Source organism: Wenyingzhuangia sp. IMCC45467, assembly GCF_054111205.1.
The window spans coordinates 1,298,955-1,323,756 of the sequence record NZ_CM134196.1 but is presented as its reverse complement, the minus strand read 5'-3'; the positions used below and the strand labels follow the sequence as shown (position 1 = coordinate 1,323,756).

15 protein-coding genes are annotated in these 24,802 nt (G+C 31.2%); 9 read left to right on the top strand and 6 right to left on the bottom strand.

All coding sequences use genetic code 11. The features are described from left to right. Nucleotides 1-34 precede the first annotated feature (34 nt). The gene (locus tag ACXGQT_RS05610) at nucleotides 35-2,305 is read left to right on the top strand and encodes an aconitate hydratase (protein ID WP_457830423.1); all 2,271 of its coding nucleotides are present in this window, start codon (nucleotides 35-37) and stop codon (nucleotides 2,303-2,305) included. A gap of 119 nt (nucleotides 2,306-2,424) precedes the next feature. Here ACXGQT_RS05610 and gldJ read toward each other — a convergent pair whose 3' ends face one another. Next, a complete protein-coding gene (gldJ, locus tag ACXGQT_RS05605; protein ID WP_457830422.1) occupies nucleotides 2,425-4,131 on the bottom strand; it encodes a gliding motility lipoprotein GldJ in 1,707 nt (568 codons plus the stop codon). A 136-nt stretch (nucleotides 4,132-4,267) separates the two neighbouring features. On the opposite strand from gldJ, the gene porU reads away from it, so the two are divergent. The 3 genes from porU to ACXGQT_RS05590 all read left to right on the top strand — a co-directional run bounded on the left by porU (nucleotide 4,268) and on the right by ACXGQT_RS05590 (nucleotide 10,394). Next, nucleotides 4,268-8,131: a type IX secretion system sortase PorU gene (gene porU, locus ACXGQT_RS05600; RefSeq protein ID WP_457830421.1), complete on the top strand. Its 3,864-nt coding sequence runs from the start codon at nucleotides 4,268-4,270 to the stop codon at nucleotides 8,129-8,131. Between the two features lie 24 nt (nucleotides 8,132-8,155). Continuing rightward, the gene (gene porV / locus ACXGQT_RS05595) at nucleotides 8,156-9,256 is read left to right on the top strand and encodes a type IX secretion system outer membrane channel protein PorV (RefSeq protein WP_457830420.1); all 1,101 of its coding nucleotides are present in this window, start codon (nucleotides 8,156-8,158) and stop codon (nucleotides 9,254-9,256) included. Nucleotides 9,257-9,323: 67 nt separating this feature from the next. Beyond that, entirely contained in the window at nucleotides 9,324-10,394 is a 1,071-nt protein-coding gene (locus tag ACXGQT_RS05590; protein WP_457830419.1) for a 3-oxoacyl-ACP synthase III family protein, read from the top strand. A 4-nt stretch (nucleotides 10,395-10,398) separates the two neighbouring features. On the opposite strand, the gene tsaD is transcribed toward ACXGQT_RS05590, so the two are convergent. Beyond that, on the bottom strand, nucleotides 10,399-11,421 hold the full coding sequence (tsaD, locus tag ACXGQT_RS05585; RefSeq protein ID WP_457830418.1) for a tRNA (adenosine(37)-N6)-threonylcarbamoyltransferase complex transferase subunit TsaD: 1,023 nt from the start codon (nucleotides 11,419-11,421) through the stop codon (nucleotides 10,399-10,401). Nucleotides 11,422-11,589: 168 nt separating this feature from the next. Between tsaD and ACXGQT_RS05580 the strand changes: the two genes are divergently transcribed. From ACXGQT_RS05580 to ACXGQT_RS05560, 5 genes are all read left to right on the top strand, one after another. After that, nucleotides 11,590-15,867 (top strand): translocation/assembly module TamB domain-containing protein, encoded by a 4,278-nt coding sequence (locus tag ACXGQT_RS05580; protein WP_457830417.1) that lies wholly within the window; start codon nucleotides 11,590-11,592, stop codon nucleotides 15,865-15,867. A gap of 42 nt (nucleotides 15,868-15,909) precedes the next feature. After that, a complete protein-coding gene (locus tag ACXGQT_RS05575; protein WP_457830416.1) occupies nucleotides 15,910-16,827 on the top strand; it encodes a sugar phosphate nucleotidyltransferase in 918 nt (305 codons plus the stop codon). Between the two features lie 148 nt (nucleotides 16,828-16,975). Next, on the top strand, nucleotides 16,976-17,962 hold the full coding sequence (pfkA, locus tag ACXGQT_RS05570) for a 6-phosphofructokinase (RefSeq protein ID WP_457830415.1): 987 nt from the start codon (nucleotides 16,976-16,978) through the stop codon (nucleotides 17,960-17,962). Nucleotides 17,963-18,004: 42 nt separating this feature from the next. Beyond that, complete coding sequence (gene gap, locus ACXGQT_RS05565; RefSeq protein WP_457830414.1) at nucleotides 18,005-19,000, top strand: type I glyceraldehyde-3-phosphate dehydrogenase; 996 nt, start codon at nucleotides 18,005-18,007, stop codon at nucleotides 18,998-19,000. A gap of 147 nt (nucleotides 19,001-19,147) precedes the next feature. Beyond that, the gene (locus ACXGQT_RS05560) at nucleotides 19,148-19,510 is read left to right on the top strand and encodes a methylglyoxal synthase (RefSeq protein WP_457830413.1); all 363 of its coding nucleotides are present in this window, start codon (nucleotides 19,148-19,150) and stop codon (nucleotides 19,508-19,510) included. A 33-nt stretch (nucleotides 19,511-19,543) separates the two neighbouring features. Here the strand turns inward: ACXGQT_RS05560 and ACXGQT_RS05555 are convergent, their stop codons facing one another. The 4 genes from ACXGQT_RS05555 to truA are packed head-to-tail and all read right to left on the bottom strand — an operon-like array spanning nucleotide 19,544 to nucleotide 24,715. Next, complete coding sequence (locus ACXGQT_RS05555) at nucleotides 19,544-21,811, bottom strand: transglycosylase domain-containing protein (protein WP_457830412.1); 2,268 nt, start codon at nucleotides 21,809-21,811, stop codon at nucleotides 19,544-19,546. Between the two features lie 11 nt (nucleotides 21,812-21,822). After that, nucleotides 21,823-22,203, bottom strand: a complete 381-nt coding sequence (locus ACXGQT_RS05550) for a Rid family detoxifying hydrolase (RefSeq protein WP_457830411.1) — start codon at nucleotides 22,201-22,203, stop codon at nucleotides 21,823-21,825. Beyond that, the gene (locus tag ACXGQT_RS05545; protein WP_457830410.1) at nucleotides 22,204-23,976 is read right to left on the bottom strand and encodes an ABC transporter ATP-binding protein; all 1,773 of its coding nucleotides are present in this window, start codon (nucleotides 23,974-23,976) and stop codon (nucleotides 22,204-22,206) included. After that, on the bottom strand, nucleotides 23,966-24,715 hold the full coding sequence (truA, locus tag ACXGQT_RS05540; protein WP_457830409.1) for a tRNA pseudouridine(38-40) synthase TruA: 750 nt from the start codon (nucleotides 24,713-24,715) through the stop codon (nucleotides 23,966-23,968). Before truA ends, ACXGQT_RS05545 begins: the two co-directional genes overlap by 11 nt. Nucleotides 24,716-24,802 lie beyond the last annotated feature (87 nt).

Sequence of the window (24,802 nt, the reverse complement as noted above, 5' to 3'; positions counted from 1 at the left end):
AAAGGAATAAATTTTAACATTAAAAACAAAAAATATGGCATTTGATATTGAAATGATAAAAGAAGTATATGCTCGTATGACCAAAAGAGTAGATACTGCAAGAAAAGTAGTTGGGAAACCTCTAACTTTATCAGAGAAAATTTTATACAATCACCTGTGGGATGGAAATGCAACTACAGCTTTTAAAAGAGGGGTAGATTATGTAGATTTTGCTCCAGATAGAATTGCTTGTCAGGATGCAACGGCACAAATGGCATTGCTACAATTTATGCAAGCAGGAAAGAAAAAGGTTGCTGTACCAACCACAGTGCACTGTGACCATTTAATTCAAGCAAAAGAAGGGGCAGCTAAAGATTTACAGTTTGCCAATAAAACAAGTGCAGAAGTATTCGATTTTTTATCTTCTGTTTCTAATAAATACGGTATAGGTTTTTGGAAACCAGGAGCAGGTATTATTCATCAAGTGGTTTTAGAAAATTATGCATTCCCAGGTGGAATGATGATTGGTACCGATTCTCATACTGTAAACGCAGGAGGATTAGGAATGGTAGCTATTGGTGTTGGTGGTGCCGATGCTGTAGATGTAATGGCTGGTATGGCTTGGGAATTAAAGTTCCCGAAATTAATAGGAGTAAAGTTAACAGGTAAATTATCAGGATGGACAGCTTCTAAAGATGTTATTTTAAAAGTAGCAGGTATTTTAACAGTAAAAGGAGGAACGGGTGCAATTGTAGAATATTTTGGTGAAGGGGCTAAAAATCTATCCGCAACAGGAAAAGGAACCATTTGTAATATGGGAGCAGAAATTGGAGCAACTACTTCAACCTTTGGTTATGATGAGTCTATGGATCGTTATTTACGAGCTACAGATCGAGCTGATGTTGCTGATGCTGCTAAAGAAATAGCACCATATTTAACAGGAGACGATGAGGTTTATGAAAATCCAGAAAAATATTTTGATCAAGTAATTGAAATCAATTTAAGTGAGTTAAAACCGCATATAAACGGACCCTTTTCACCAGATTTGGCTTCTGAAGCCGGTGAAGATGTAAGAGCTAAAGCTGTTAAAGAAGGATGGCCTTTAGATGTTGAATGGGGGTTAATTGGGTCTTGTACAAATTCTTCTTATGAAGACTTGTCTAGAGCCGCTTCAATAGCGCAACAAGCTCTTGACAAAGGTATTGAAGTAAAGGCCGATTTTGGAATCAACCCAGGTTCTGAGCAGGTTCGTTTTACGGCAGATAGAGATGGGTTGTTAGGTAAATTTGAAAAATTAGGAGCTACTATTTTTACCAATGCTTGTGGACCTTGTATTGGTCAATGGGCTCGTTACTCAGATCCTAAAAATGCACCTAAGAATTCAATAGTTCATTCATTTAACAGAAATTTTGCTAAGCGTGCAGATGGAAATCCTAATACACATGCCTTTGTAACATCTCCTGAATTGGTGGCAGCAATTGCTATTTCTGGTCGTTTAGATTTTGACCCTACAAAGGATAAACTAATCAACAAAAAAGGAGAAGAGGTTATGTTTGATGAGCCGACTGGTGATGAGTTGCCTACAAAAGGATTTGCAGTTGAAGATGCAGGTTATCAGGCTCCAGTGGCTGATGGTTCTGGTGTTGAGGTTGCTGTATCTCCAGATTCTGACAGGTTACAATTATTAGAGCCCTTCACTCCTTTAGGAGCAGATATCAAGGATGCGAAATTATTAATAAAAGCTTTAGGAAAATGTACAACTGACCATATTTCTATGGCAGGGCCTTGGTTGCGTTTTCGTGGTCATTTAGATAATATATCTAATAACTGTTTAATTGGAGCGGTAAATGCTTTTAATGAAAAAACAGATATGGTTAAAAACCAGCTCACAGGAGAATATGGACCAGTACCAGGAACAGCAAGAGAATATAAGGCTGCTGGTATTCCTTCTATTGTTATAGGAGATCATAATTATGGAGAGGGGTCTTCTAGAGAACATGCTGCTATGGAGCCACGTCATTTAGGGGTGGCAGCGGTAATTGTAAAATCATTTGCTCGTATTCACGAAACGAATCTTAAAAAACAAGGAATGTTAGGGTTGACTTTTGCTAATGAAGGTGATTATGATTTAATTCAAGAGGATGATACTTTTACATTTATTGATTTAGATGCTTTTGCTCCAGGTAAACAGTTAAGCTTAGAAATAAGCCATACCGATGGATCTAAAGATGTAATTAAGTTAGATCATACTTATAATGACAGTCAAATTGCATGGTATAAAGAGGGATCTGCGTTGAACTTGATTAAAAAACAAAATGCTGCATAGTGATTAAGAATATGTAATTGATAAAAAAAGAGCTCGATTAACAATCGAGCTCTTTTTTTATCACTATTTGTTAATGGTATAGTTTATAAATCAAAAACTATTCATTGTTAATACTTGTTTTAATAAGATATATTAAAAGGAGATCTTCTTGTTTTTTCATGACTTTCACCAACCATAGTCACTACACATCTAAATCCTATATAATTGGTAGACATATATTCCTCTAGGTATCTTCTTTGACTAGGATCTAACCAATAAGCTCTGTCTTTCCATGATCCACCTTTGTAAACTCTAGAATAGTTGGTGATTAAAGTAGTTCGGGGTTTGTCGTCATATTTGTATTCAACTTCACCTGTTTCTTCATTTATAGTAGGAGGAAGCAATATAGGAGAATTATACATTCTTTTTCTAAGATCATTACTTTCTGCATAGTCTATACTAGAAGCTTTGTCTCCATTTGCATAATCTCTATTATCTGCTTGCTGATAACTTGGGTTTAAATAAACATCATTGTTAGTAATGTTTTCTTTAACTATTTGACCAGGTAAAACAGATGGTACTATTTTTCCATTAGGAAGCGTATCGTAAACAATATCATTAAACGTTGCTACAATTACATTTCCATTTTCATCTAATTTTGGTTTACGGTATATGTTTCCTCTAGAGTAGTTAAAGTCATTTAATTCTGTGTCAATAGTAGGTCTGTAAACGTCAAAAACCCATTCGGCAACGTTACCAGCCATGTCATATAGTCCATAGGCGTTAGGAGGGAAACTTCTTATTGGGGTTGTAATATCTCCATAATCAGAACTCCAACCAGCTATACCGCTATAATCACCATTACTTTGTTTGAAGTTAGCATGCTGTGCATAGTATTTATTTTGTTCATCTCTTGTAGATTCTCCTAACCATGCATATTTTTTTCTACCTCTTATGGTGTTGTAGTATCTGTTCTCAACATCAGCTTTTGCAGCATATTCCCACTCCACCTCGGTAGGTAATCTAAAATCGGGGGTTGGAGATTGTCTATTGATGTTTAATTTGTTATTGTTTGAATTGTTTGGACTAACGCTGATAATAGAGTCATTTTCATAAAATTCCTCCTCAGGCTGTGTTACATATTCTGTGTAAATAGACTTGTCTCCACCAAATAAAAGATTTGGATTTGCTTCAAACACTTCAATATCAAAATGATTTCTTCCTTCAACAGAAACAGTTCCGTTATTGTATAAAGGTTTTAAAATTCCTTGATCTACTAATTTTTTTTCTGCTATTCTATCAGTTCTCCATTTACAGTAATCGTTAGCTTGTAGCCAACTAACACCAACTACAGGGTAATTTTCATATGCTCTGTGTCTTAGGTATGTTTTAGGTAAGTTACCATCACTACCTAGTGGATTTCTCCAAACAGTGGTGTCTGGTAAAGCAGCAGTATATATGTGCTTGTATTTTGGGTTGTCTTTTGGAAAAACTTTAGCTAACCAATCTAAATAAATTAAGTATTCTTTATTAGAAACTTCAGAGTCATCAATATAAAAACTTTGTACGTGTACATTTTTTGGTTTGTTACTTACTCCTCCCATTACGTCTTGTTGGGTTTGTCCCATTACAAAAACACCTCCTTCAACAGATACCATACCTGGTGGAATTTCTTGTTCTATTACTTCTGTAAGTCTAGATAAACCACCATATTCTGGATTGCTAAAATCATAACCTATATTTTCGGAATATCTGTCTGAACCAAAATCTCGTTGTTGATTAAAACAACTTGTCATAATAAGAATTACACCACTGTAAACAAGTGAAGATTTTATTATTTTTTTCATATAAATAGTAGTCTCTATCATGTTAAAACACTCGCAAGATATCATATAATACTTAATTACACAATTTAATTATAAGAACAAATATGATATAGTTACAACGTGTAAATTGTTATATTCGTACAATAATTTGCTAAAAATGAAGCTACAATATTTAATCTGTTTTTTTCTAGGTACTTTTTTGGGGTTTAGTCAACAAAATTCAACATTCTCAATTGATTGGAGTCAACAATATGAACCAACAATTAATGATAATGTTTGGGTAGGGACTAATATTTTTCTTCAAAACGATTTTATTCCTATGTATATAAAGCAGTGGAAGAAGGATGAAACAGGTAATTTAACCAATATTAAATTTCTAAATATAGTAACTAGTAGGTTGAATACTAATTTGTTATCAGGTGTTTCTTTGTCTTCACTGCCTAGCAATTTTCAACCAGTATTGAGTATTGTAAAAGAAGGAGATGTTGAGTATTATACTGTGCAAGCAAATGCTATGTATAAAAATGGTAATGGAGAGGTGTTTCAAGTTCAATCTTTTCAAGTTTCATACGGATTAAGTTTGGCAAACAAAACAAATATAAATGCTAGAGTTGCTCAAACCAATTTGGTGACAAACTCAGTGTTGAGTTCAGGAACTTGGTATAAAATTGCGGTTGATAAAACAGGTGTTTTTAAAATAGATGCAAATTTTTTAAAGTCTATCGGAATTGAAACTTCTAATATAGATCCTAAAAAAATTAGAGTTTTTGGTAATGGGGGAGCAATGTTGCCAGAATTGGTCAGTCAACCAAGAAAGGAAGATTTGTTAGAAAATGCTATTTATGTTGATGGAGAAAATGACGGAGTATTTAATGATAACGATTATGTATTGTTTTATGCCCAAGGACCAATATCATGGAATTTAGAAAGCAGAACAGCTATTACTCATAAACAAAATATTTATAGTGAATATGCTTATTATTTTATTAATGTAGATTCTGGTGTAGATGGAAAAAGAATAACAAACAAAGCGGTTGTTAATAATCCAAAAACAATTGATGTAAATACTTTTACAGATTATCAATTACACGAAAAAGAGTTGTTTAATTACATTCGTGTAGGTAGAAAATGGTTTGGAGAGGATTTTACGGTTAACAATCAGCAAGATTTTACATTTAATTTTCCAAATATAATAAATACAGAACCTGTAATTATCAATGGAAGTTTTAGTGCTAAGTCTGCTAGTAGATCATCTACATATTCGGTTGTTTACAACAATGCTAATGTTTTTAATACGGTGATTTCATCATCAGGAAGTTTGGCTTTTAGAGATAATAAAGGAACAGGAAGTTTTACGCCTGTAGATGATAATTTGGTGTTAAATGTTACTTGGAATAATAATGGAGATCTTTCGGCAACAGCTTATTTTGATTATTTTGAAATCATTGCTGATAGAAATTTAATTGCTACAGGAAGTCAATTTGGATTCTTAAATTTTGAATCTAAAAAATTAGGAGAAGTATTAGAGTATAATATAACTAACGATGCTAATATTGATTTTGTTTGGGATGTTACAGACCATATAAATCCAACTCAAGTAATAGATACAGATTTGGGTGCTAATAACTTTAAATTTAAAGAAATTACAGACGAAGTCTTAAATAAATATCAAGTAGTAAAAACATCCGAAGCATATAATCCCATTAAGTTAAGTAGTACTTCTAATGTAAATAATCAGAATTTACATGCTTTAAAAGATGTACAATATATAATTGTTACCCAAAAAGAATTTATAGGGGAGGCTAATAAGATTAGAGATTATCATAGAAATAACACAACAATATCAGAAACCAATTCAAATAAAATAAATGTTGAAGTGGTAGATGTAGAACATATTTATAATGAGTTTGGATCGGGATCTCCAGATATAACAGCCATAAGAGATTTTGCAAAGTTTTTATATGATAATGCTAGTTCAGATGATTATAAACTAAAGTATTTGTGTTTGTTTGGAGATGCTTCTTTTGATTACAAAGGGATTATGTATAAAGACACTCAAATTGTCCCATCATACTTATCTAATGTAAGTAATAGCTTGTCAAATTCCTATAATTCAGATGATTATTATGGTTTTTTAGATGCAACCGATGATACCAATGATAATGGAGAATTACAAGTAACGGGTAAGTTAGATATTGTTACAGGTAGAATACCAGTAGGAACAATTACCAAAGCAAATCAATATGTAACAAAATTATTAAATTATTACTCTACTAGAACGCGAGGGAGTTGGAAGAGTAAAATAACACTTTTAGGAGATGATGGTCAAGAAGGATCAGACCAATCATTAATTAGATATTTAGAAGACTCAAGTTTACTTATAGAAGCAAATAATCCAAACTTAAACATCTCAAAATTATATACAGATGCTTATAAAGAAGTGATTACATCTGGAGGTGGAACATATCCTGAGGTTACAAAAAGGTTTAGAGAATCATTCACCACAGGTTCACTGGTTATTAATTACTTTGGACATGGAAACAATTTTAATTTAGGACAAGAAACTTTTTTAGATATTGCTGCTATAAGAGGATTTAGAAACTTAAATAATTTACCCTTATTCATTACAGTAACTTGTGATTTTTCTAGATTTGATGATCCTACAATATTGTCAGGAGGAGAAGAATTAATAGAAAGCGCTTTTGGAGGAGCCATAGCCATGGTTGCAACAACCAGAGAAATTTCCATTTTTGCGGGTAATAGTATTAACAAAAATTTAGCAAATTACTTGTACTCTTTTGATGGGAAAATAAGAACTGCAGCAGAAGCACTTAAAGATGTAAAAAACAATGTAGGGTTAAGCAACGAGTTTTTTGTATTTTTTTTAGGAGACCCAGCCATGAAGTTGTCTTTGCCTAAAGAGGGAGTTAAAATAAGTGAAATTAAAAAATATAAAACAGATCCCGTTTCTGGAAATGTTACTTTAGAAAACGTAACCGATTTAAATGCTTTGTCCAAAGTAAAAGTAACAGGTACGGTTACAGAGTCAGGGAGTATTTTATCTGATTTTACAGGAACGTTATCAGTCACTTTGTTTGATAAAGAAATTGATAGAAAGACTTTGTTAAATGAAGGATCAGGAACGGTAGTTAATTTTAAATCTTTAGAAAGTAAGGTGTTTGTGGGAGAAGCTTCTGTAAAAAATGGTAAATTCTCTTTTGACTTTATTTTGTCTAAAGATGTAAGTGTATCTCCAGAAAACGCTAAATTTAGTTTTTATGCCGTTTCTGACACTGAAGAAAGAATAGGAAGTGATTTTAATTTTAAAGTTGGAGGAATAGATGCAGATGCTCCAGAAGATGATACACCTCCAGTAATCCAATTGTATATGGATGATGAAACTTTTGTTGATGGAGGAAACACAAGTACCACTCCAAAATTATTAGCAAAAATTAAAGATGATAGTGGTGTAAATACCTCTTTAAATTCTATTGGTCATAATATTACAGTAGTTATAGATGGAGATTTAGCCAATCCTATTTCCTTAAATGAGTTTTATACCACTGAAAAAGATGATTTTACTACTGGACTTGTAGCGTATGAATTGCCAGAATTAACACCAGGAAATCATACCGTTACATTTAAAGCTTGGGATACATACAATAATTCATCAACACAAACGTTAAGCTTCTATGCTCAAGAAGATAGGGGGTTTAAGTTAAGTAGAGTATTAAATTATCCTAACCCTTTTATCAATCATACAGAGTTTTGGTTTAAAAATAATAGACAGGGGGATCCTGTGGAAATTACTGTGCAAATTTACACTTTGTCTGGTAAATTAATTAAGACCATTCACACTTCTGATAACAATCTTGATGAAATTTCTAGAGTAGTCACTTGGGATGGAAAAGATGATTTTGGAAATAAATTAGGAAAAGGGGTATATGTTTATAAATTAACTGTTAAAGAAATAATATCAGGTCAATCCGATGAAAAGATTGAAAAATTAGTAATATTGTAAAAACTAGAAAAAACTAAGAACTATATGAATTTTATGAAGCTAAAAAGTCACTTCACTTTATTATTAGCCATTTTAGGCTTTCAAGCATATGCTCAAAATAATACCATTACAACAGTAGCACCATTTTTAAATATTGTAACCGATGCAAGAGCAGCGGGTATGGGAGATGTAGGGGTTGCTTCTGGAGCAGATGGAAATGCAATTTACCACAATGCCGCAAAAATGGTTTTTCATAAAAAAGAGGTTACTGTTGCTGTTAACTATACACCCTGGTTAAGAAATTTAACAGATGATATATATGTTGGAAATTTAAGCTATCAGCAAAGAATAGATGAAAGAAGTGCTTTTGGAGGAGGAATTAAGTATTTTAATTACGGTGAAGTTCAAATATCACCAGATGGTTCAACACCAACAACAGCATCTCCTTATGAACTGGCTATTGATGGTGCATACTCATTAAAATTAAGTGAGAATTATTCTATGGCAGTTGCTTTAAGATATATTCGTTCAGATCTTTCTATATCGGGAACACAGGTGAATGATTATGAACCTAGTAATGGATTTGCTGTAGATATTTCAGGATATTATAGATCTAATGAAATGGCCTTTGATAAATTTAATGGAGTGATTAGAGGAGGTTTTAATATTAGTAATATAGGTCCTAAAGTAGACGTTACTAATGGAGAAGGATTTTTACCAACCAACTTAAAGTTAGGAGGTGGTTTTGATTTTATTGTTGATGATTTTAATCAATTAGGAGTTACTTTAGAATTTACAAAGCTTTTGGTTCCAGCAGTTGGGGGAGAAGATCAAAACTTTTTACAAGGAATGTTTGCTTCTTTTTCTGATGCACCAGATGGATTTAAAGAAGAATTACAAGAGGTTACAATAGGTTTAGGAGCTGAGTACTTATATAACAATTCTTTTGCTTTTAGAGCAGGTTACTTTAAAGAAAATGAAAATAAAGGAAATAGAAACTTTTTTACATTAGGAGCTGGGTTTAAAGCAAGTTCTTTTAATGTAGATATTTCTTACTTAGCAAGTAATGCTGTAGTGAATAATCCTTTAGAAAACACGCTTAGATTCTCTTTATCTTTTGATTTAGGAGATATTTACGAGTACTAATCATAAAAATATATTTACATTTGAGCCAGTGTTATTTTATAACACTGGTTTTTGATATTAATAGCGTATGTATAAAAATGTAGTCATTACCGGTACAGGTAGTGCAATTCCTAATAAAATAGTAAAGAATAACGATTTTAATAACCATGTTTTTTTAAATGAAGATGGAACTTTGTTTGAAAAAGAAAATGGAGAAATAATAGAAAAGTTTCAAGCAATTACAGGAATTGAAGAAAGGAGATATGCAGAGGATAACATTAACACGTCTGACTTAGCTTCAGAAGCTTCTTTAAAAGCTATTCAAGCAGCTAACATCAATAAAGAAGAGTTAGATTTAATTATTGTAGCTCATAATTTTGGAGACGTAAAAAAAGGAAGTATTCAGGGAGATATGTTGCCTAGCATTGCTACCAGAGTAAAAAGTAATTTAGGAATTGTCAATCCTAATTGTGTAGCTTATGATATTTTATTTGGCTGTCCAGGTTGGGTACAAGCAATGATTCAAGCCAACCAAGCTATCAAAGCAGGAGAAGCTAAAAAAGCATTGATTATTGGAGCAGAAACTTTATCTAGAGTAGTAGATCATAATGATAGAGATAGTATGATTTTTTCTGATGGAGCAGGAGCAACAATTATTGAATTAAAGGAAGAAGATAAAGAAAGAGGAATTTTAAGTACAGCTGCTCAAACTTATGCTATAGAAGAAGCAGGATATTTATACTCTGGATCTACTTATAATAAAGATCAGGATCAAGACATTCATTACATAAAAATGTTAGGTCGTAAAATATATGAATTTGCTTTGGTAAATGTACCTGCTGCTATAAAAGTAGCTATGGACAAACGAAATTTAGATATTGATGATATCAGTCAAGTATTCTTACATCAAGCGAATGAAAAAATGGATGAGGCCATTGTAAAAAGATTATATCGTTTATACAGAAGGCCAGTTAAGAAAAATGTAATGCCAATGTCCATTCAAAAATTAGGAAATAACTCAGTGGCTACTGTTCCTATTTTGTATGATATGGTTTTAAAAAATGAAATTAAAAATCATTCAATTTCAAAAGATGATGTGGTTATTTTTGCTTCAGTAGGAGCTGGAATGAACATCAATGCAATTACCTATAAATTATAATTTATTAAGAATTTACTTTTAATCTAGGATTGGCTGTTGTACTTTGGTCATCAAACAATCCTAGTTTAAATTTTTGATAAGCAGTTACAGCAATCATAGCAGCGTTGTCTGTGGTGTATTCAAATTTTGGAATATAAGCAGTCCACCCAAAATGTTTTTGAGCATCTTTAAGACGTTTTCTAATTTCTGAATTTGCAGAAACTCCTCCAGCAATAGCTACTTGTTTAATTCCAGTTTCTTTTACTACTTTTTTTATTTTATCCATTAAAATTTCTGCAATCGTGTTTTGTACACTCGCACAAATATTATGTAAATTCTCTTCAATAAATTTAGGGTTCTCTTTTACTTGTTTTTGTATAAAATATAAAATCCCTGTTTTTAAACCACTAAAACTAAAATGATGTTCTTTTACTTTGGGTTTAGAAAAAGAGTATACAGCTTCACCTGTTTGAGCGTATTTATCAATTAAAGGCCCCCCAGGGTAAGGCAAACCTAAAATTTTGGCAGTTTTGTCATAAGCTTCACCTACAGCATCATCAATGGTTTCACCTAAAACTTCCATGTCAAAATAATCGTTTATTTTAACAATTTGAGTATGTCCACCACTAATGGTTAAGCACAAAAAAGGAAAAGTGGGTTTTTGTTCGTTGGCATCATCAATAAAATGTGCTAAAATATGAGCTTGCATATGGTTAATAGCTAGTAAAGGAATGCTTAAAGCCAAAGCCATAGATTTTCCAAAAGAAGTTCCTACTAACAAAGATCCCATTAAGCCTGGTCCTTGTGTAAAAGCAATAGCGTTTAAATCTTCTTTGGTTATATTAGCTTCTTTTAAAGCTGTTTCTACTACTGGTAAAATATTTTGTTGATGTGCTCTTGATGCTAATTCAGGTACTACTCCGCCATATTTTGAATGTACTTCTTGATTGGCTACAATATTAGAAAGAATCTGTTCGTTACATATTACAGAAGCACTGGTGTCATCACAAGAAGATTCTATTGCTAAGATGTAGGTTTTATCAGGCATAATTACAGTTAAATTAACTAATTTAGTGGCACAAATTTAGCGTTTATAAAAACAATAATAAAAATACTTGGTCGATTTTTACTAGCAGTAGTTGCACTACTACTTTTGCTGGTTATTTGCTTGCAATTTGGTAAAACACAATTGCTAATTACCGAACGTATTTTTAAAATGTTAAAAGAACAATACGATGTTTCTTTTCAGGTAGATGCCATCAAAATAAATCCTTTTGGTGAATTTACAATTCATAATGTACTAATTAAAGACCATCATCAAGATACCCTTATTTATGCACAAGATGCGAAAGGGCGTTTGGTTGATTTACACAATTTAAAAAACAAAGTTTTATCTTTTGCTGATGTTGAGGTAACCAATGGAGGAGTAAATGATATTATTTATCCAGGAGAAGAATCGGGTAGTTTAAGTGTTTTCTCTTCAAAGTTTGCCAAAGGAAAAAAAACATCTAAGCCATTAGAGTTAAGGTTTAATGAGGTGCTTACCACTAATTTGGGATACTCTTTAACAAAGAACAACAATTATGTGGTAGATTTTAATAATGTTTCAGGACATTTAAAATTATTAAATATTGTTGGACCTGAAATTGAGGTGTTAACAGATTCATTAAGTTTTAAAGATGTTTATAATATTCAATATCAAAAATTAGAGACAGATTTTAAATATACTTTGTCTAAAATGAGTTTTGAAAATACTCATATACTTACTGAAAATTCTGATGTTTTTTTAGGAGTGGTTTTTAATTATGATAAATCAGATTTTTCAGATTTTGTGCAAAAGGTAAATTTAAAGGGACAAATTCATCAAGGTCAGGTATCTTTAAAAGACATTGATAAAATATATCCTCATTTTAATTATCATCAAAAAATAGATGTTAGTTCTAAAGTACAAGGAACTTTAAATAATTTAAGACTCACCAATACCACAATGGTTACTAGTGACAAGTCTTTGGTTATAGAAGGTGATTTATACTTAAAAAACAGCATAAAAAATAGAGAAGATTTAAGGTTTAGAATAAAAAATGGAAGAGTTGATTTAGAAACTGATTTGTTAAAAAATATAGTGCCAAATCCTTATAATAAAAGTTTGCCAGAAGATTATATTGGCATAAAAAAAGTAAATTATTTAGGAGATTTAGAGGTTAGTCTAGAAAAATTAATAGTAAAAGGAGAAGTAAAAACCAATATAGGTAATGTAACTTTTGATGGTTTTATCAATCAGTTAAACACGAAAGATAAACAGTTAGAAGTGTTCATTTCTGATGGTTTTACTCCAAAAATTAATCAAGTAGAAGGTTTAAAAAATATTCGTTTTAAAGGATCAGCAAAAGGAAATATTAGCAAGGAGAATTTAAATGTGAATGCAAATTTAGAATTTAAAAATCTTCAATACAAAAAAGTAAAACTATCTAAATCTAACATAGATTTTCATGTAGATAAAAATTCCTTTATTGCAGATTTTGAATCAAAAGACACTTTGTTAACATTTACAACTAAAATCACACAATCAAAAATAGAGAATACAAAAGAGTACAATCTAGATCTACAAGTAGAAAAAGCTAAAGTAGATAAGATTTTTAAGGATGAAAGTTATTATCAAAAAAACATAACCGGTTCAGGAAAAATTAAATTAATTAATAAACCTAATGAGTTTTCTTTAGATGGTTTGGTTTGGGGATTGCATATAGAGACTCCAAAAGATTCTTTAGATTTAAGTGAAATGAAAGTCTCTATGCAGTCTAAAGGAAAAAACAAAAACATTCTCATAGACTCTAAAGACATTTTAAGTCTAGAAGGAGAGGGAGAATTTAATTTAGAGGATTTAAAAATTTTGTTCGAAAATGCTCTTTATAAATTTATTCCAGGAACGCAAATAAGGTCAGAAATTGCTAATCAAACATTAGCCTTTAAAATGCAAGTATATCCAACCATTGTAAAGGTATTTACAGATCAATTTTGGTTAGATAATAATTTAACCATGTCCGGAGTTTTAGATGCTAAAGGAGATAAAGGTGCCATTTATGCAAAGGTACCAAGTATTAGTTCTAAAGACTTAAAAGTTGATAGTTTAGAAGTTATATTAGACAACTCTAATCAATGGATAAACTCTAATATTTCTATTCAGCAATTTAAATTTAAAAAGCAGATTTACGAAGATTTATCTCTGTTAGGAAAAAAGGTAAATGATACGCTGTTTGTAAGGTCTAATTTTCAAAGTGATAAAATTAACAACCGAGCTATTTTTTATTTAACAACAGAAAACAAGCAAGTTTCTTTAGGAATTGAAAGTGTATACTTTAAATATTTAAAATCTGTATGGGCAAACTTAGAGGGTAAAAGGAATAAAATATTTTATAATTACGAAACAGGAGATTGGGACTTTTATGAAATTTCTTTTGCCAATGGTAAACAAGAATTTGAGTTTGATGGAAGTATAAAAAGAGATCGATCTAAAAACTTAAAATTAGCCTTAAAAAACATAAAGTTAGAAGAAGTTTTACCAGGAGTAGATAGTTTAAGTGTAGGAGGAATTGCTAGTGGAGAAGTCTTTTTTAAAGAAAAAAACACATTGTTAAAACCTAATGGATCTTTAAAAGTAGAAAAGCTAAAAATTAATGGAATTGACTATGGAAATATGGTTACTAGTATTGAACCTAATGAAAAAGAATTAGGTTATAATGTAGATTTTAATATTAGCAATCAAGATACTCAAAACATAGATGCTCATGGTGAAATACTGGTTGATGAAAGTAATTTTGCAGATTCTAAAATAGATTTAAAAGTTGTTTTAAATAATTTAAGGCTGGGGTCATTAAGTCCTTTGGGAAGAAATGTGTTATCGGCCATAAGAGGAAAAGCAAAAGGAAGCTTTACTGTTTCAGGAAGTTTAAATGATTTTAATAGTTATGGAACCATAGAATTAAAAGATGCGGGATTAAAATTTCCATATCTTAATGTAGATTATAATTTTGTTGGAGATACAAAAATTGAGATCAAAAAGAAACAGTTTGTGTTTAACAATATAGCCTTAAAGGATGCTGTTTATAATACAGATGGTAATTTAACAGGAGAAATAAATTACGATAAGTATAATAATTGGGATTTAGATTTAGAGTTAGACAGTCGTAATTTATTGGTTTTAAATACCACGCAACAAGAAGATTCTAAATATTATGGAACCGCTTTTATGCAAGGAACCGCTAGTATAAAAGGACCAACAACAGATCTTGCTATTAATGTAACAGGTACTACTTTACCTAATACAAAATTTGTATTACCCATTAGCGATATAAAAGAAGCAGAGAATAACAGGTTTATCTATTTTAAAGAATCTGAAACAGATGATGATTCAAGAGAAGTAAATACAGGAACTATAGGAGGAATTACAGTTACCTTAAACTTAGATATTACCAAAGATGCTTTAGGAGAAGTAGTAATAGATCAAACATCAGGAAGCTCTTTGCAAGGAAGAACAGATGGAAGACTATTGATAGATATTGATAAACTTTTTAATATAAGAATGTATGGTGATTTAGTGGTAGATGAAGGTTTTTATAATTTTAGATATGGAGGCATTATTAACAAACCCTTTTCTGTAAAAAAAGGAGGAACAGTTTCTTGGAGTGGAGATCCATACAAGGCAGAATTAAATATAGAAGCCATTCATTACGTAAAAGCCAATCCAAAAGTTCTTTTAGAAAGTTTAACAGTAAATAGAAAAATTGATGTTGATTTAATTACCAAGGTTACAGGAGAATTATTCAATTCTAAACAAGAATTTTTCATCACAATTCCAAATGCAAGTTCAACAGTTTCATCGGAGTTAGATTTTAAATTAAATATTGATGAAAATTCTAAGATGAGACAATTCTTTTCTTTATTGGTAACCAAGAATTTTTACGATGAAAATAACATCAACAATACAAGTTCCGTAATTACAAATACTACTTCTGAAATTATTTCCAGTGCAGTAACAGAAATCTTTAACAAAGATGAAGACAAGTTTCATATTAATTTTGGATATACTTCAGGAGAAACCTCTAATGTAGAAGATTTAGCCATTGATGATCAAATTGATATAGGAGTAGCTACAGAAATAAATGAAAGAGTCTTAATTAACGGAAAATTAGGAGTGCCAGTAGGAGCTAAAACGCAAACAGCAGTTGTGGGAGAAGTAAAAATAGAATTTTTAATAAATAAAGATGGTTCTTTACGTTCTTCAGTTTTTAATAGACAAAATGAGATTCAATATTCAGAAGAAGAACAAGGGTATACACAAGGTTTGGGATTAAGTTATCAAATAGATTTTAATAATTTAACCGAAATGCTACAGAAAATTGGGCTTAAAAAAAAGAAGGAAAAAAAAGTAGAGCAGAAAGAAGAATTTGAAATTACAGACGATAAATTGTTCTATATACTGCCAGATTTACTATAAAAACCATACTTTTAACGCCCTAATAAAACTCAATTAATAAAAATGAATACATATACTTTAGTCGTATTGGCTGCCGGAATGGGAAGTCGCTACGGAGGATTAAAGCAAATGGACACCATGTCTGATGAAGGAGATACAATTATAGACTTTTCTATATATGATGCTATTCAAGCAGGATTTACAAAAGTAGTATTTATTGTTAGAGAAGATTTTATAGATCAATTTAAAAGTATTTTTGATAAAAAATTAGCTGGTAAAATAGAGGTAGCATATGTTTGTCAAGAAATAGATAAAGTTCCTTCAGGGTACCCTATTCACCCAGAAAGAACCAAACCTTGGGGAACAGGACATGCTTTATTAATGACTAAAGAGGTTGTGAAAGATAATTTCATAGTAATTAATGGTGATGATTTTTATAGTAAAGAAGCTTTTAACAGTATTATTGGAGAGTTATCTAAATTAGATAAAGAGTCTTATGATATGTGTATGGTTGGTTATAGTTTAGACAAAACAATATCAGACAATGGTTATGTTTCTAGAGGACAATGTTATGTTAATGACAATCATGAACTAACAGATGTAATAGAAAGAACTCATATAGAAAAAATAGAAGATGAAATTTTAAGAAAGGACAGCGAAGGTAATTTAGTAAGCATGGAGAATGATACTATTGTTTCTATGAATTTTTGGGGCTTTACTCCTAAGTTTTTAGAAGTACTTGAGCAAGACTTTCAATGTTTTATGAAAGAGAGGTCTGCTGAGTTAAAAAGTGAATTTTTTATTCCAACAGTAGTGAGTAATGTAATACATGCCAATAAAGGTGTTGTAAAAGTATTAACATCAGATGCTAAATGGTATGGAGTTACTTATGCTGAAGACAAACCTGTGGTTACAAAAGCCATTACAGAATTAAAACAAAGAGGAGTGTATCCTAAGTATCTTTGGGCACAAGAATCATAATTTTTTAACATAAGATAGCTAGTAACAATACAGACTTTTTTATTTTTAAAACATACTAAAATGGTCTATATCGTTTTCGTATTTATATTAGCGCAATTTATATCAAGCCCTAATTATTACTAATTTTATACATTATAAAACTGACAATATGAATGCTAAAGTAAATAAGATAGCCGTAATGACTTCTGGAGGAGATGCTCCAGGTATGAATGCTGCGGTAAGAGCTGTTGTAAGAGCTTGTGTATTTAATAATATAGAGTGCATGGGGATTTTAAGAGGTTATCAAGGATTGATTGATAATGAATTAATTCCGCTAGACTCTAGAAGTGTTAGAAATACAATAAGTAGAGGAGGAACTTTTTTACAAACAGCACGTTCAAAAGAGTTTATGACTCCAGAGGGTAGAGAAAAGGCTTACAAAAATTTTAAAGCAAACGGATTAGATGCTTTAATTGTTATTGGAGGAGACGGTTCTTTTACTGGAGGAATGGTTTTTAATAAAGAATATAAAGTGCCTGTTATTGGAATACCAGGTACTATTGATAATGATATATACGGAACTCAATTTACACTAGGATATGACACTGCTTTAAATACAGTAGTAGAAGCAATAGATAAAATTAGAGATACTGCATCATCACACAATAGATTGTTCTTTGTTGAAGTAATGGGACGTGATGCTGGATTTATTGCTTTAAATGCAGGAATTGGAGCTGGTGCTGAAGAAATTTTAATTCCAGAAGAAAACTTAGGAATTGAAAGATTGGTTGAATCTCTAGAAAATAGTAAAAAATCAGGAAAAACATCAAGCATTGTTGTTGTTGCCGAAGGTGATAAAACAGGAAAAGGAGTTTTTGAATTAAAAGACTATGTTGAGAAAAATATGCCAGAATACGATGTACGTGTATCTGTATTAGGTCACATGCAAAGAGGAGGTTCTCCAACTTGTTTTGATAGAGTTTTAGCTGGTAGATTAGGGGTTAAAGCTGTAGATTTGCTATTGGCAGGACAATCTAATTTAATGGTGGGAATTAACAACAATGAAATTACATCAATTAACTTAGAAAAAGCAGTAAAATTACACCACGACATAAACATGAACTTGTTAAGAGTGGCAGATATTTTAAGTATCTAAAAAAAAAGAAAAAACAAATTAATTAAATATAATTAAATTATCATGGTAAAAATCGGAATTAACGGATTTGGAAGAATTGGTAGATTTGCATTCAGATCTGCAGTAGCAAGAGAAAACGTACAAGTTGTTGGTATCAACGATTTGTTAGATGTTGAATATTTAGCATATATGTTAAAGTACGATTCAGTTCACGGTGAATTTAAAGGAACTGTAGAGGTTGTTGATGGTGCTTTAGTGGTTAACGGAAACACAATCAGAATTACTGCTGAGCGTAATCCAGCTGACTTAAAGTGGGATGAAATTGGAGCTGATTATGTAATCGAATCTACAGGATTCTTTTTAACTAAAGAAAAAGCACAAGGTCACTTAGATGCAGGAGCCAAAAAAGTTGTATTATCAGCACCATCTCCAGATGCACCTATGTTTGTAATGGGAGTTAACAATACTGAGTTAAAAGCTGACGAGACTATTTTCTCTAACGCATCTTGTACTACTAACTGTTTATCTCCTATCGCTAAGGTATTAAACGATAACTGGGGAATTTCTGAAGGGTTAATGACAACTGTACACGCTGCAACTGCAACTCAAAAAACTGTTGATGGTCCTTCTATGAAAGACTGGAGAGGTGGACGTTCTGCAATTCACAACATTATTCCTTCTTCTACTGGAGCTGCTAAAGCTGTAGGGAAAGTAATTCCTGCATTAAACGGAAAATTAACAGGTATGGCATTCCGTGTTCCTACTATGGATGTTTCTGTTGTTGATTTAACTGTAAAGTTAGAAAAGCCTGCAACTTATGCTGAAATTTGTGCTGCAATGAAAGCTGCTTCTGAAGGAGATATGGCTGGAGTTTTAGGATACACTGAAGATGCAGTAGTTTCTCAAGATTTCGTAGGTGATACTCGTACTTCTGTATTTGATGCATCAGCAGGTATTGCTTTAAATGACAACTTCGTGAAAATCGTATCTTGGTACGATAACGAAATTGGTTACTCTACTAAGATTGTTGACTTAATTGAATATTCTGCTTCTTTATAAGAATTAGATATACATTATAAAAAAGCCTCGTTTCTTATTTAGAATCGAGGTTTTTTTATAAATAGATTGAAAACAGTTTTATCACTAATAATTAATAGAGGTTTCTTTTTATAGAAATTGATATATTGCAAGTATAAATATAGAATTATGGAAATAGCAATTATAGCTCATGACGGAAAAAAAGCTGATATGGTTCAGTTTTTAATGGAACATAAAGAATTGTTAAAAGCAAAAGGAATTAGTTTAATATCAACAGGAACTACAGGTTCTAAAGTAGAAGCTGCTGGTTTAAATGTGCATAAATATTTGTCTGGACCCTTAGGCGGTGATGCTCAAATTGCAGCAAGGGTTGCAGAAGGAAAAACAGGAATGGTAATTTTCTTTAGAGATCCTTTAGAAAAGCATCCTCATGAACCAGATATTTTTATGTTAATGCGTTTGTGCGATGTGTACAATGTACCTTTGGCAACCAATCCAGCTACAGCAGGTTTATTAATAAAATCAGTATAATAAAAAAGCTCAGTTTTAAACTGAGCTTTTTTATTATTCAATACTATCTTTATCTTCCTCTTTTTTACCACCAAAAAGTCTAGTAAAAAAGTTCCCTTTCTTTTTTTTCTTTTTATCGAAGAGATCAAATATTTTTTCAAAAGTATTTTCTTCTCTAAAAAATTCACAATCACAACTACTTAAAATCTTTTCATCAAATTTAGGAAAACCAGCAGATAGATCTTTTTGAATGTTTTTATCTTCATAATTTTTCCCAATTATTTGTCCAACAATAGGCAAGGCTGCTACAGAACCACCTCCAATTCTAGAAGGTAAATGAATTGTAGGGTATTTACACCCTACCCAAGTTCCAATAATAATATTGCTATTAAAACCAATAAACCAAGAGTCACTGTAATCTTGAGAAGTTCCTGTTTTTCCTCCCCAATCTCCTTTAGCTCCATATTGAGACTTGAGTCTTACAGCTGTTCCTTTGTCTACTACACCTTTTAATAAAAGTTGCATGGTTTCCATTGTTTTTACATCTAATACAGGTTCTTTTTTATCGGTATTTTCTTGATGTTGGTATATAATATTCCCTTTATTATCTTTTATGGCAGTAATGTAGTACGGAGCTACTCTATACCCCCTTGTGGCAAATGGAATATAGGCATGAACAATATTTTGTAAAGAATAATTAGTAGTTCCTAAAGCGGTAGATGGAACTCTTTTTAATTCTTTGTCTAAACCTAATGCATTGGCTGTTTTTTGTAATTTATCTGCTCCAACATCAAAATAGGTAGCAACTGTAGGTACGTTTACACTTTTGGCTAAAGCTCCCACCATAGTGTAGTATCCTCCATCGGAATGATCGTAATTTTCAGGTTTCCAATCATCATAATCGGTATAAGTTTTTACTTCGTTATTTATCCAATCACATGGTTGCTGTCCGTTTTCTAATGCGGCTGTGTAAATAATTGGTTTAAAGGTAGAGGCTACTTGTCTTTCACTGGTAATTAAGTTGTATGGTAAAAATTCAAAATTATTTCCCCCCACATATATTTGTACAGCGCCTGAGTGCGTATTAACTCCATAAATAGCTGCGTTAATCATTTTTAAATAATGACTAATAGAATCTAATTGCGAATAATTGTTGTTTTTATCTTCCCAGTTAAATACAAGTCTTTTTTGTTTGATTTTACTATTGTCCTTAATAGATTTTTCACTTATTCCAGCGTTTTTTAATCTTTTGTAAGTTCTAGTTTGTTGCCATTCTTTGCTAATAATGTTTTGAATGTTCTGTTTGTGTTTAAGGATATTCCAATAGGTATCCATAGCTTTTTGAAGCTTTATTAAATGGGTTTTTCGAGCTTCTAAGGCGTTTTTTTGTAAAGAAGAAACAAGAGTTGTTTCAATAATCAATCCATCATTTTCTATTTGCCAATTACTACCATCTTCTTTTTCAAAATCTTTTAAAATTTCTTCAGCATTGTTTTTTACTTGTTTTAAAAAATATCCATTTGGATTTTCTATCACTAAGTTTTGATATTGAATATATACTGAATCTTTACTTTTTTCTAAATATTCATCATCACTTAAAAAACCAGCTTTTTTCATTTGAAACAAAACAGTATTTCTTCTTTTAAAAGCGTGATCTGGATGTTGTCTAGGATTGTAATAGCTATTGGCTTTTAACATTCCAACCAAAATAGCAGATTGTTCTAAGGTTAGTTTATTTACTGGAACTGAAAAATAACGTTGGGCAGCAGATTCAATTCCGTAAACACCTTCTCCAAAAGGCACGGTATTAAAGTAAAGAGATAGAATTTCTTGTTTGGTGTAAATAGATTCTAATCTATTTGCTAAAATAGCTTCTTTAGTCTTGTTTACGGGCATAGAAAGTATTCCGAAATCTTTTCTTGAAAACAAGTTTTTAGCCAATTGTTGCGAAATAGTACTACCTCCACCAGAAGAAGCATTTCCTAATAAAATGGTTTTAAACAAAACCCTAAGCATGGCAATTTTATCAATACCATTATGCTCGTAAAAACGAGCATCTTCGGTAGCAATTAATGCGTTGATTAAGTGTTGAGGTAGTTTTTTATAGGCTACATTGGTTCTATTGGTGTGAAAAAAACGTCCAATAATTTTATCATCAGCACTATAAACAACACTAGCTTGTGCTTGTTTAATTTCGGTTAACTCTTTGTTATTTGCAATAGGACCAAAGGCACCAATATAAACCAAGCCTATAAAGCTAATAATTCCTAAAGTCCCTAAAAAGATTATAAAAAAAGTAAATTTAAAGAGTTTACGAATCATAACGACAGATGTTAAAGATGAGCAATGACAGATATTTCTACTGACACGTTTTTAGGTAATCTAGACACTTCTACACATTCTCTTGCAGGAGCTGTGATTTCATTAAAATAAGTAGCGTATACTTTATTTACAGCAGCAAAATCATCCATATTAGCTAAAAAAATAGAAGCTTTTGCTACATTTTCAAATGTAATTCCAGCTTCTGATAATATTGCTTTAATATTTTTCATTACTTGATGTGTTTCTACTTCAATATTTTGAGTTTCAAAATTTCCTGTTTTAGGATGGATAGCAATTTGTCCAGAAACAAATAAAGTTCCGTTAATAGCCACTGCTTGGTTATAAGGACCTACTGGAGCAGGAGCGTTTACCGTTTGATAAATCTTTTTCATTTAAGAGGCAATTTGTTGGTTAGCGAATTGTTTGTCGTATAAATTTTTATAATAACCATCAGTTGTGTTTAGTAATTCCTGATGTGTTCCTTCTTCTACAATATGTCCTTGATCTAGTACTATAATTCTATCAGCATTTTTTACGGTTGCTAATCTATGAGCAATAACAATACTGGTTCTATCTTGTGTAATTTTATCAATAGCAAATTGTATCATTTGTTCTGAATGTGAATCAATAGAAGAGGTTGCTTCATCTAAAATTAAAATGCTTGGATTAGACACATAGGCTCTTAAAAAAGCAATTAATTGTCTTTGTCCAGAAGACAACATGACTCCACGTTCTTTAACGTTGTATTCAAACCCTCCAGGCAAACTTTCTACAAAACCATCAATTCCAATTTGTTTGGCGGCACTTTTAATTTCTGCTAATGTAATTTCTTCTTTTTGTAAGCTGATGTTGTTTTTAATGCTGTCGGAAAATAAGAAAACATCTTGTAAAACAATGGCTATTTCATTCCTTAAAAAGTTTAAATCGTAATCTTTTATAGGCGTTCCATCAACTAAAATACTTCCACTATCAATATCGTAAAAACGGTTGATTAAATTAATTATTGTTGATTTTCCTGCACCTGTTGCTCCAACAATGGCTATGGTTTCTCCTTGTTTAACATTAAAAGAAATTCCTTTTAAAATTTTTTCATCTTTTAAATAACTAAACACAACATCTTTAAAATCAATATTTCCTTTAATGTTTTTAGGTTTAAAAGTTCCTTGAGCATCAATATGACTTTTGGTATCCATAATTTCAAAAACACGATCACCAGCAACCATTCCCATTTGTAGGGTTGTAAACTTATCTGCAATTTGTCTTAAAGGTCTAAATAACATTTCTGTCATCATAATAAAACCAATAATTTCTCCAGCTGTTACATTGTTGCTTTCAGCCAACTCTCTACCTCCAAACCATACTATTAAACCTACTGCAATAGATGATAAAACTTCTGCAATAGGATAGAAAATAGAAAAATACCAAACTGTTTTAATATGAGCGGTTCTATGTTTTTTATTGATGTTTTGAAATTTTTGATATTCAATATCTTCTCTGTTAAAAAGATGTACAATTTTCATTCCTGTTACTCGCTCTTGTACAAAACCATTTAGGTTAGATACTTGTATACGAACTTCTTGAAAAGCCGCTTTTATAGCTTTTTGAAAAACTTTAGTGGCATAAATTAAAATAGGTAAAACCACAAAAGCAATTAAAGCTAATTTCCAGTTGATAACCAACATAACAATAGCGAGGATAAACATTTTAAGAATATCGTTTACAATCATAAATAATCCTTGGCTAAAAAACTGAGCAATGGTTTCTACATCGGAAACAACTCTTGTAACCATTTTACCTACAGAGGAATTGTTTAGATAGGCCATGTTAAATTTTAGAATATGTTTAAAGAGCTTTGTTCTTATGTCTTTAATAACACTTTGTCCTAATAAATTGGCTAAATAAATAAAGCATAATTGTAATAGCACCTCTAAAACAAGAGCCACTACAATAAGAATAATAAAGTTTAAAAAACCTTCTTCCGTTTTGGTATAAACATATTTGTCTATACCATTTATAATTAAGTAAGGCCTTAGTGTAGAAACACCAGCCAAGCAAATAGAAAAGATACTTGTAAAAATAAACAAGCCTTTGTATGCTTTGGCATAACTCATAATTCTACCAAAAATATTGGTGTCGAGTATTTTTATTTTTTTATTAGTTGACATTCTTAATTTTTTCAGGGTATATAATTTCAGTTAAAAAAAGGCCGTGAGCTGGGGCAGAAGCACCTGCTTTGGATCTTTGTTTACTGTTAATAATTTCTTTTATGTATGCTGGTTCCATTTTGCCAATTCCAACAGCATATAATGTGCCAACAATAGCACGTACCATATTTCTTAAAAAACGATCTGCAGAGATATGAAACACTAGTTTGTCATCAGTTTTAACAAACTCAGCTCTTGTAATATCGCAATTATAAGTTCTTACATCTGTTTTTGATCTAGAAAAACATTGAAAATTAGTATAATCTAATAAATGTTTAGCAGCTTGGTTCATAGCCTCAACATTTAATTGTTGATTTATTTGCCATTCAGTATCTGTAGTAAAAGGACTTTTTCCTAACAGTATTTTGTATTCATAACTCCTTTTAATAGCATCAAAACGGGTGTGAGCATCTTTGTTTACTTTAAAAATATCATGAAAAACAATATCATTAGGCAACAAAGCGTTCATTTTATAGCAGTAAATCTCTGCATTTAATTCAAGTTTAGTGTCAAAATGAATAAACATTTGAGAAGCATGTACACCTGCATCAGTTCTACCAGCAGCTACTACTTCTATTGGAGTTCTTAAAAGTGTAGACAAACTTTTTTGAACAACCTCTTGTACACTTATAGCGTTGGGTTGTATTTGCCATCCATGATAATTTTTACCTAAATAAGAGAGTTCTGCAAAGTACCTCAATTGATTATTTTTTTAGAGTATAAAGGTATTGAATTATGGGGTTACAATCAACACAAACTATGAAGTAAGAAAGTGAATGGAATTGAA

Excerpts from the sequence above, each read along its gene's own strand:
- ACXGQT_RS05545 (WP_457830410.1), bottom strand. The coding sequence starts at position 23,976 with ATGTCAACTAATAAAAAAATAAAAATACTCGACACCAATATTTTTGGT.
- ACXGQT_RS05550 (WP_457830411.1), bottom strand. The coding sequence starts at position 22,203 with ATGAAAAAGATTTATCAAACGGTAAACGCTCCTGCTCCAGTAGGTCCT.
- ACXGQT_RS05555 (WP_457830412.1), bottom strand. The coding sequence starts at position 21,811 with ATGATTCGTAAACTCTTTAAATTTACTTTTTTTATAATCTTTTTAGGG.
- porU (WP_457830421.1), top strand. The coding sequence starts at position 4,268 with ATGAAGCTACAATATTTAATCTGTTTTTTTCTAGGTACTTTTTTGGGG.
- ACXGQT_RS05580 (WP_457830417.1), top strand. The coding sequence starts at position 11,590 with ATGTTAAAAGAACAATACGATGTTTCTTTTCAGGTAGATGCCATCAAA.
- gldJ (WP_457830422.1), bottom strand. The coding sequence starts at position 4,131 with ATGAAAAAAATAATAAAATCTTCACTTGTTTACAGTGGTGTAATTCTT.
- tsaD (WP_457830418.1), bottom strand. The coding sequence starts at position 11,421 with ATGCCTGATAAAACCTACATCTTAGCAATAGAATCTTCTTGTGATGAC.
- gap (WP_457830414.1), top strand. The coding sequence starts at position 18,005 with ATGGTAAAAATCGGAATTAACGGATTTGGAAGAATTGGTAGATTTGCA.
- ACXGQT_RS05590 (WP_457830419.1), top strand. The coding sequence starts at position 9,324 with ATGTATAAAAATGTAGTCATTACCGGTACAGGTAGTGCAATTCCTAAT.
- porV (WP_457830420.1), top strand. The coding sequence starts at position 8,156 with ATGAATTTTATGAAGCTAAAAAGTCACTTCACTTTATTATTAGCCATT.
- ACXGQT_RS05575 (WP_457830416.1), top strand. The coding sequence starts at position 15,910 with ATGAATACATATACTTTAGTCGTATTGGCTGCCGGAATGGGAAGTCGC.
- ACXGQT_RS05560 (WP_457830413.1), top strand. The coding sequence starts at position 19,148 with ATGGAAATAGCAATTATAGCTCATGACGGAAAAAAAGCTGATATGGTT.
- pfkA (WP_457830415.1), top strand. The coding sequence starts at position 16,976 with ATGAATGCTAAAGTAAATAAGATAGCCGTAATGACTTCTGGAGGAGAT.
- ACXGQT_RS05610 (WP_457830423.1), top strand. The coding sequence starts at position 35 with ATGGCATTTGATATTGAAATGATAAAAGAAGTATATGCTCGTATGACC.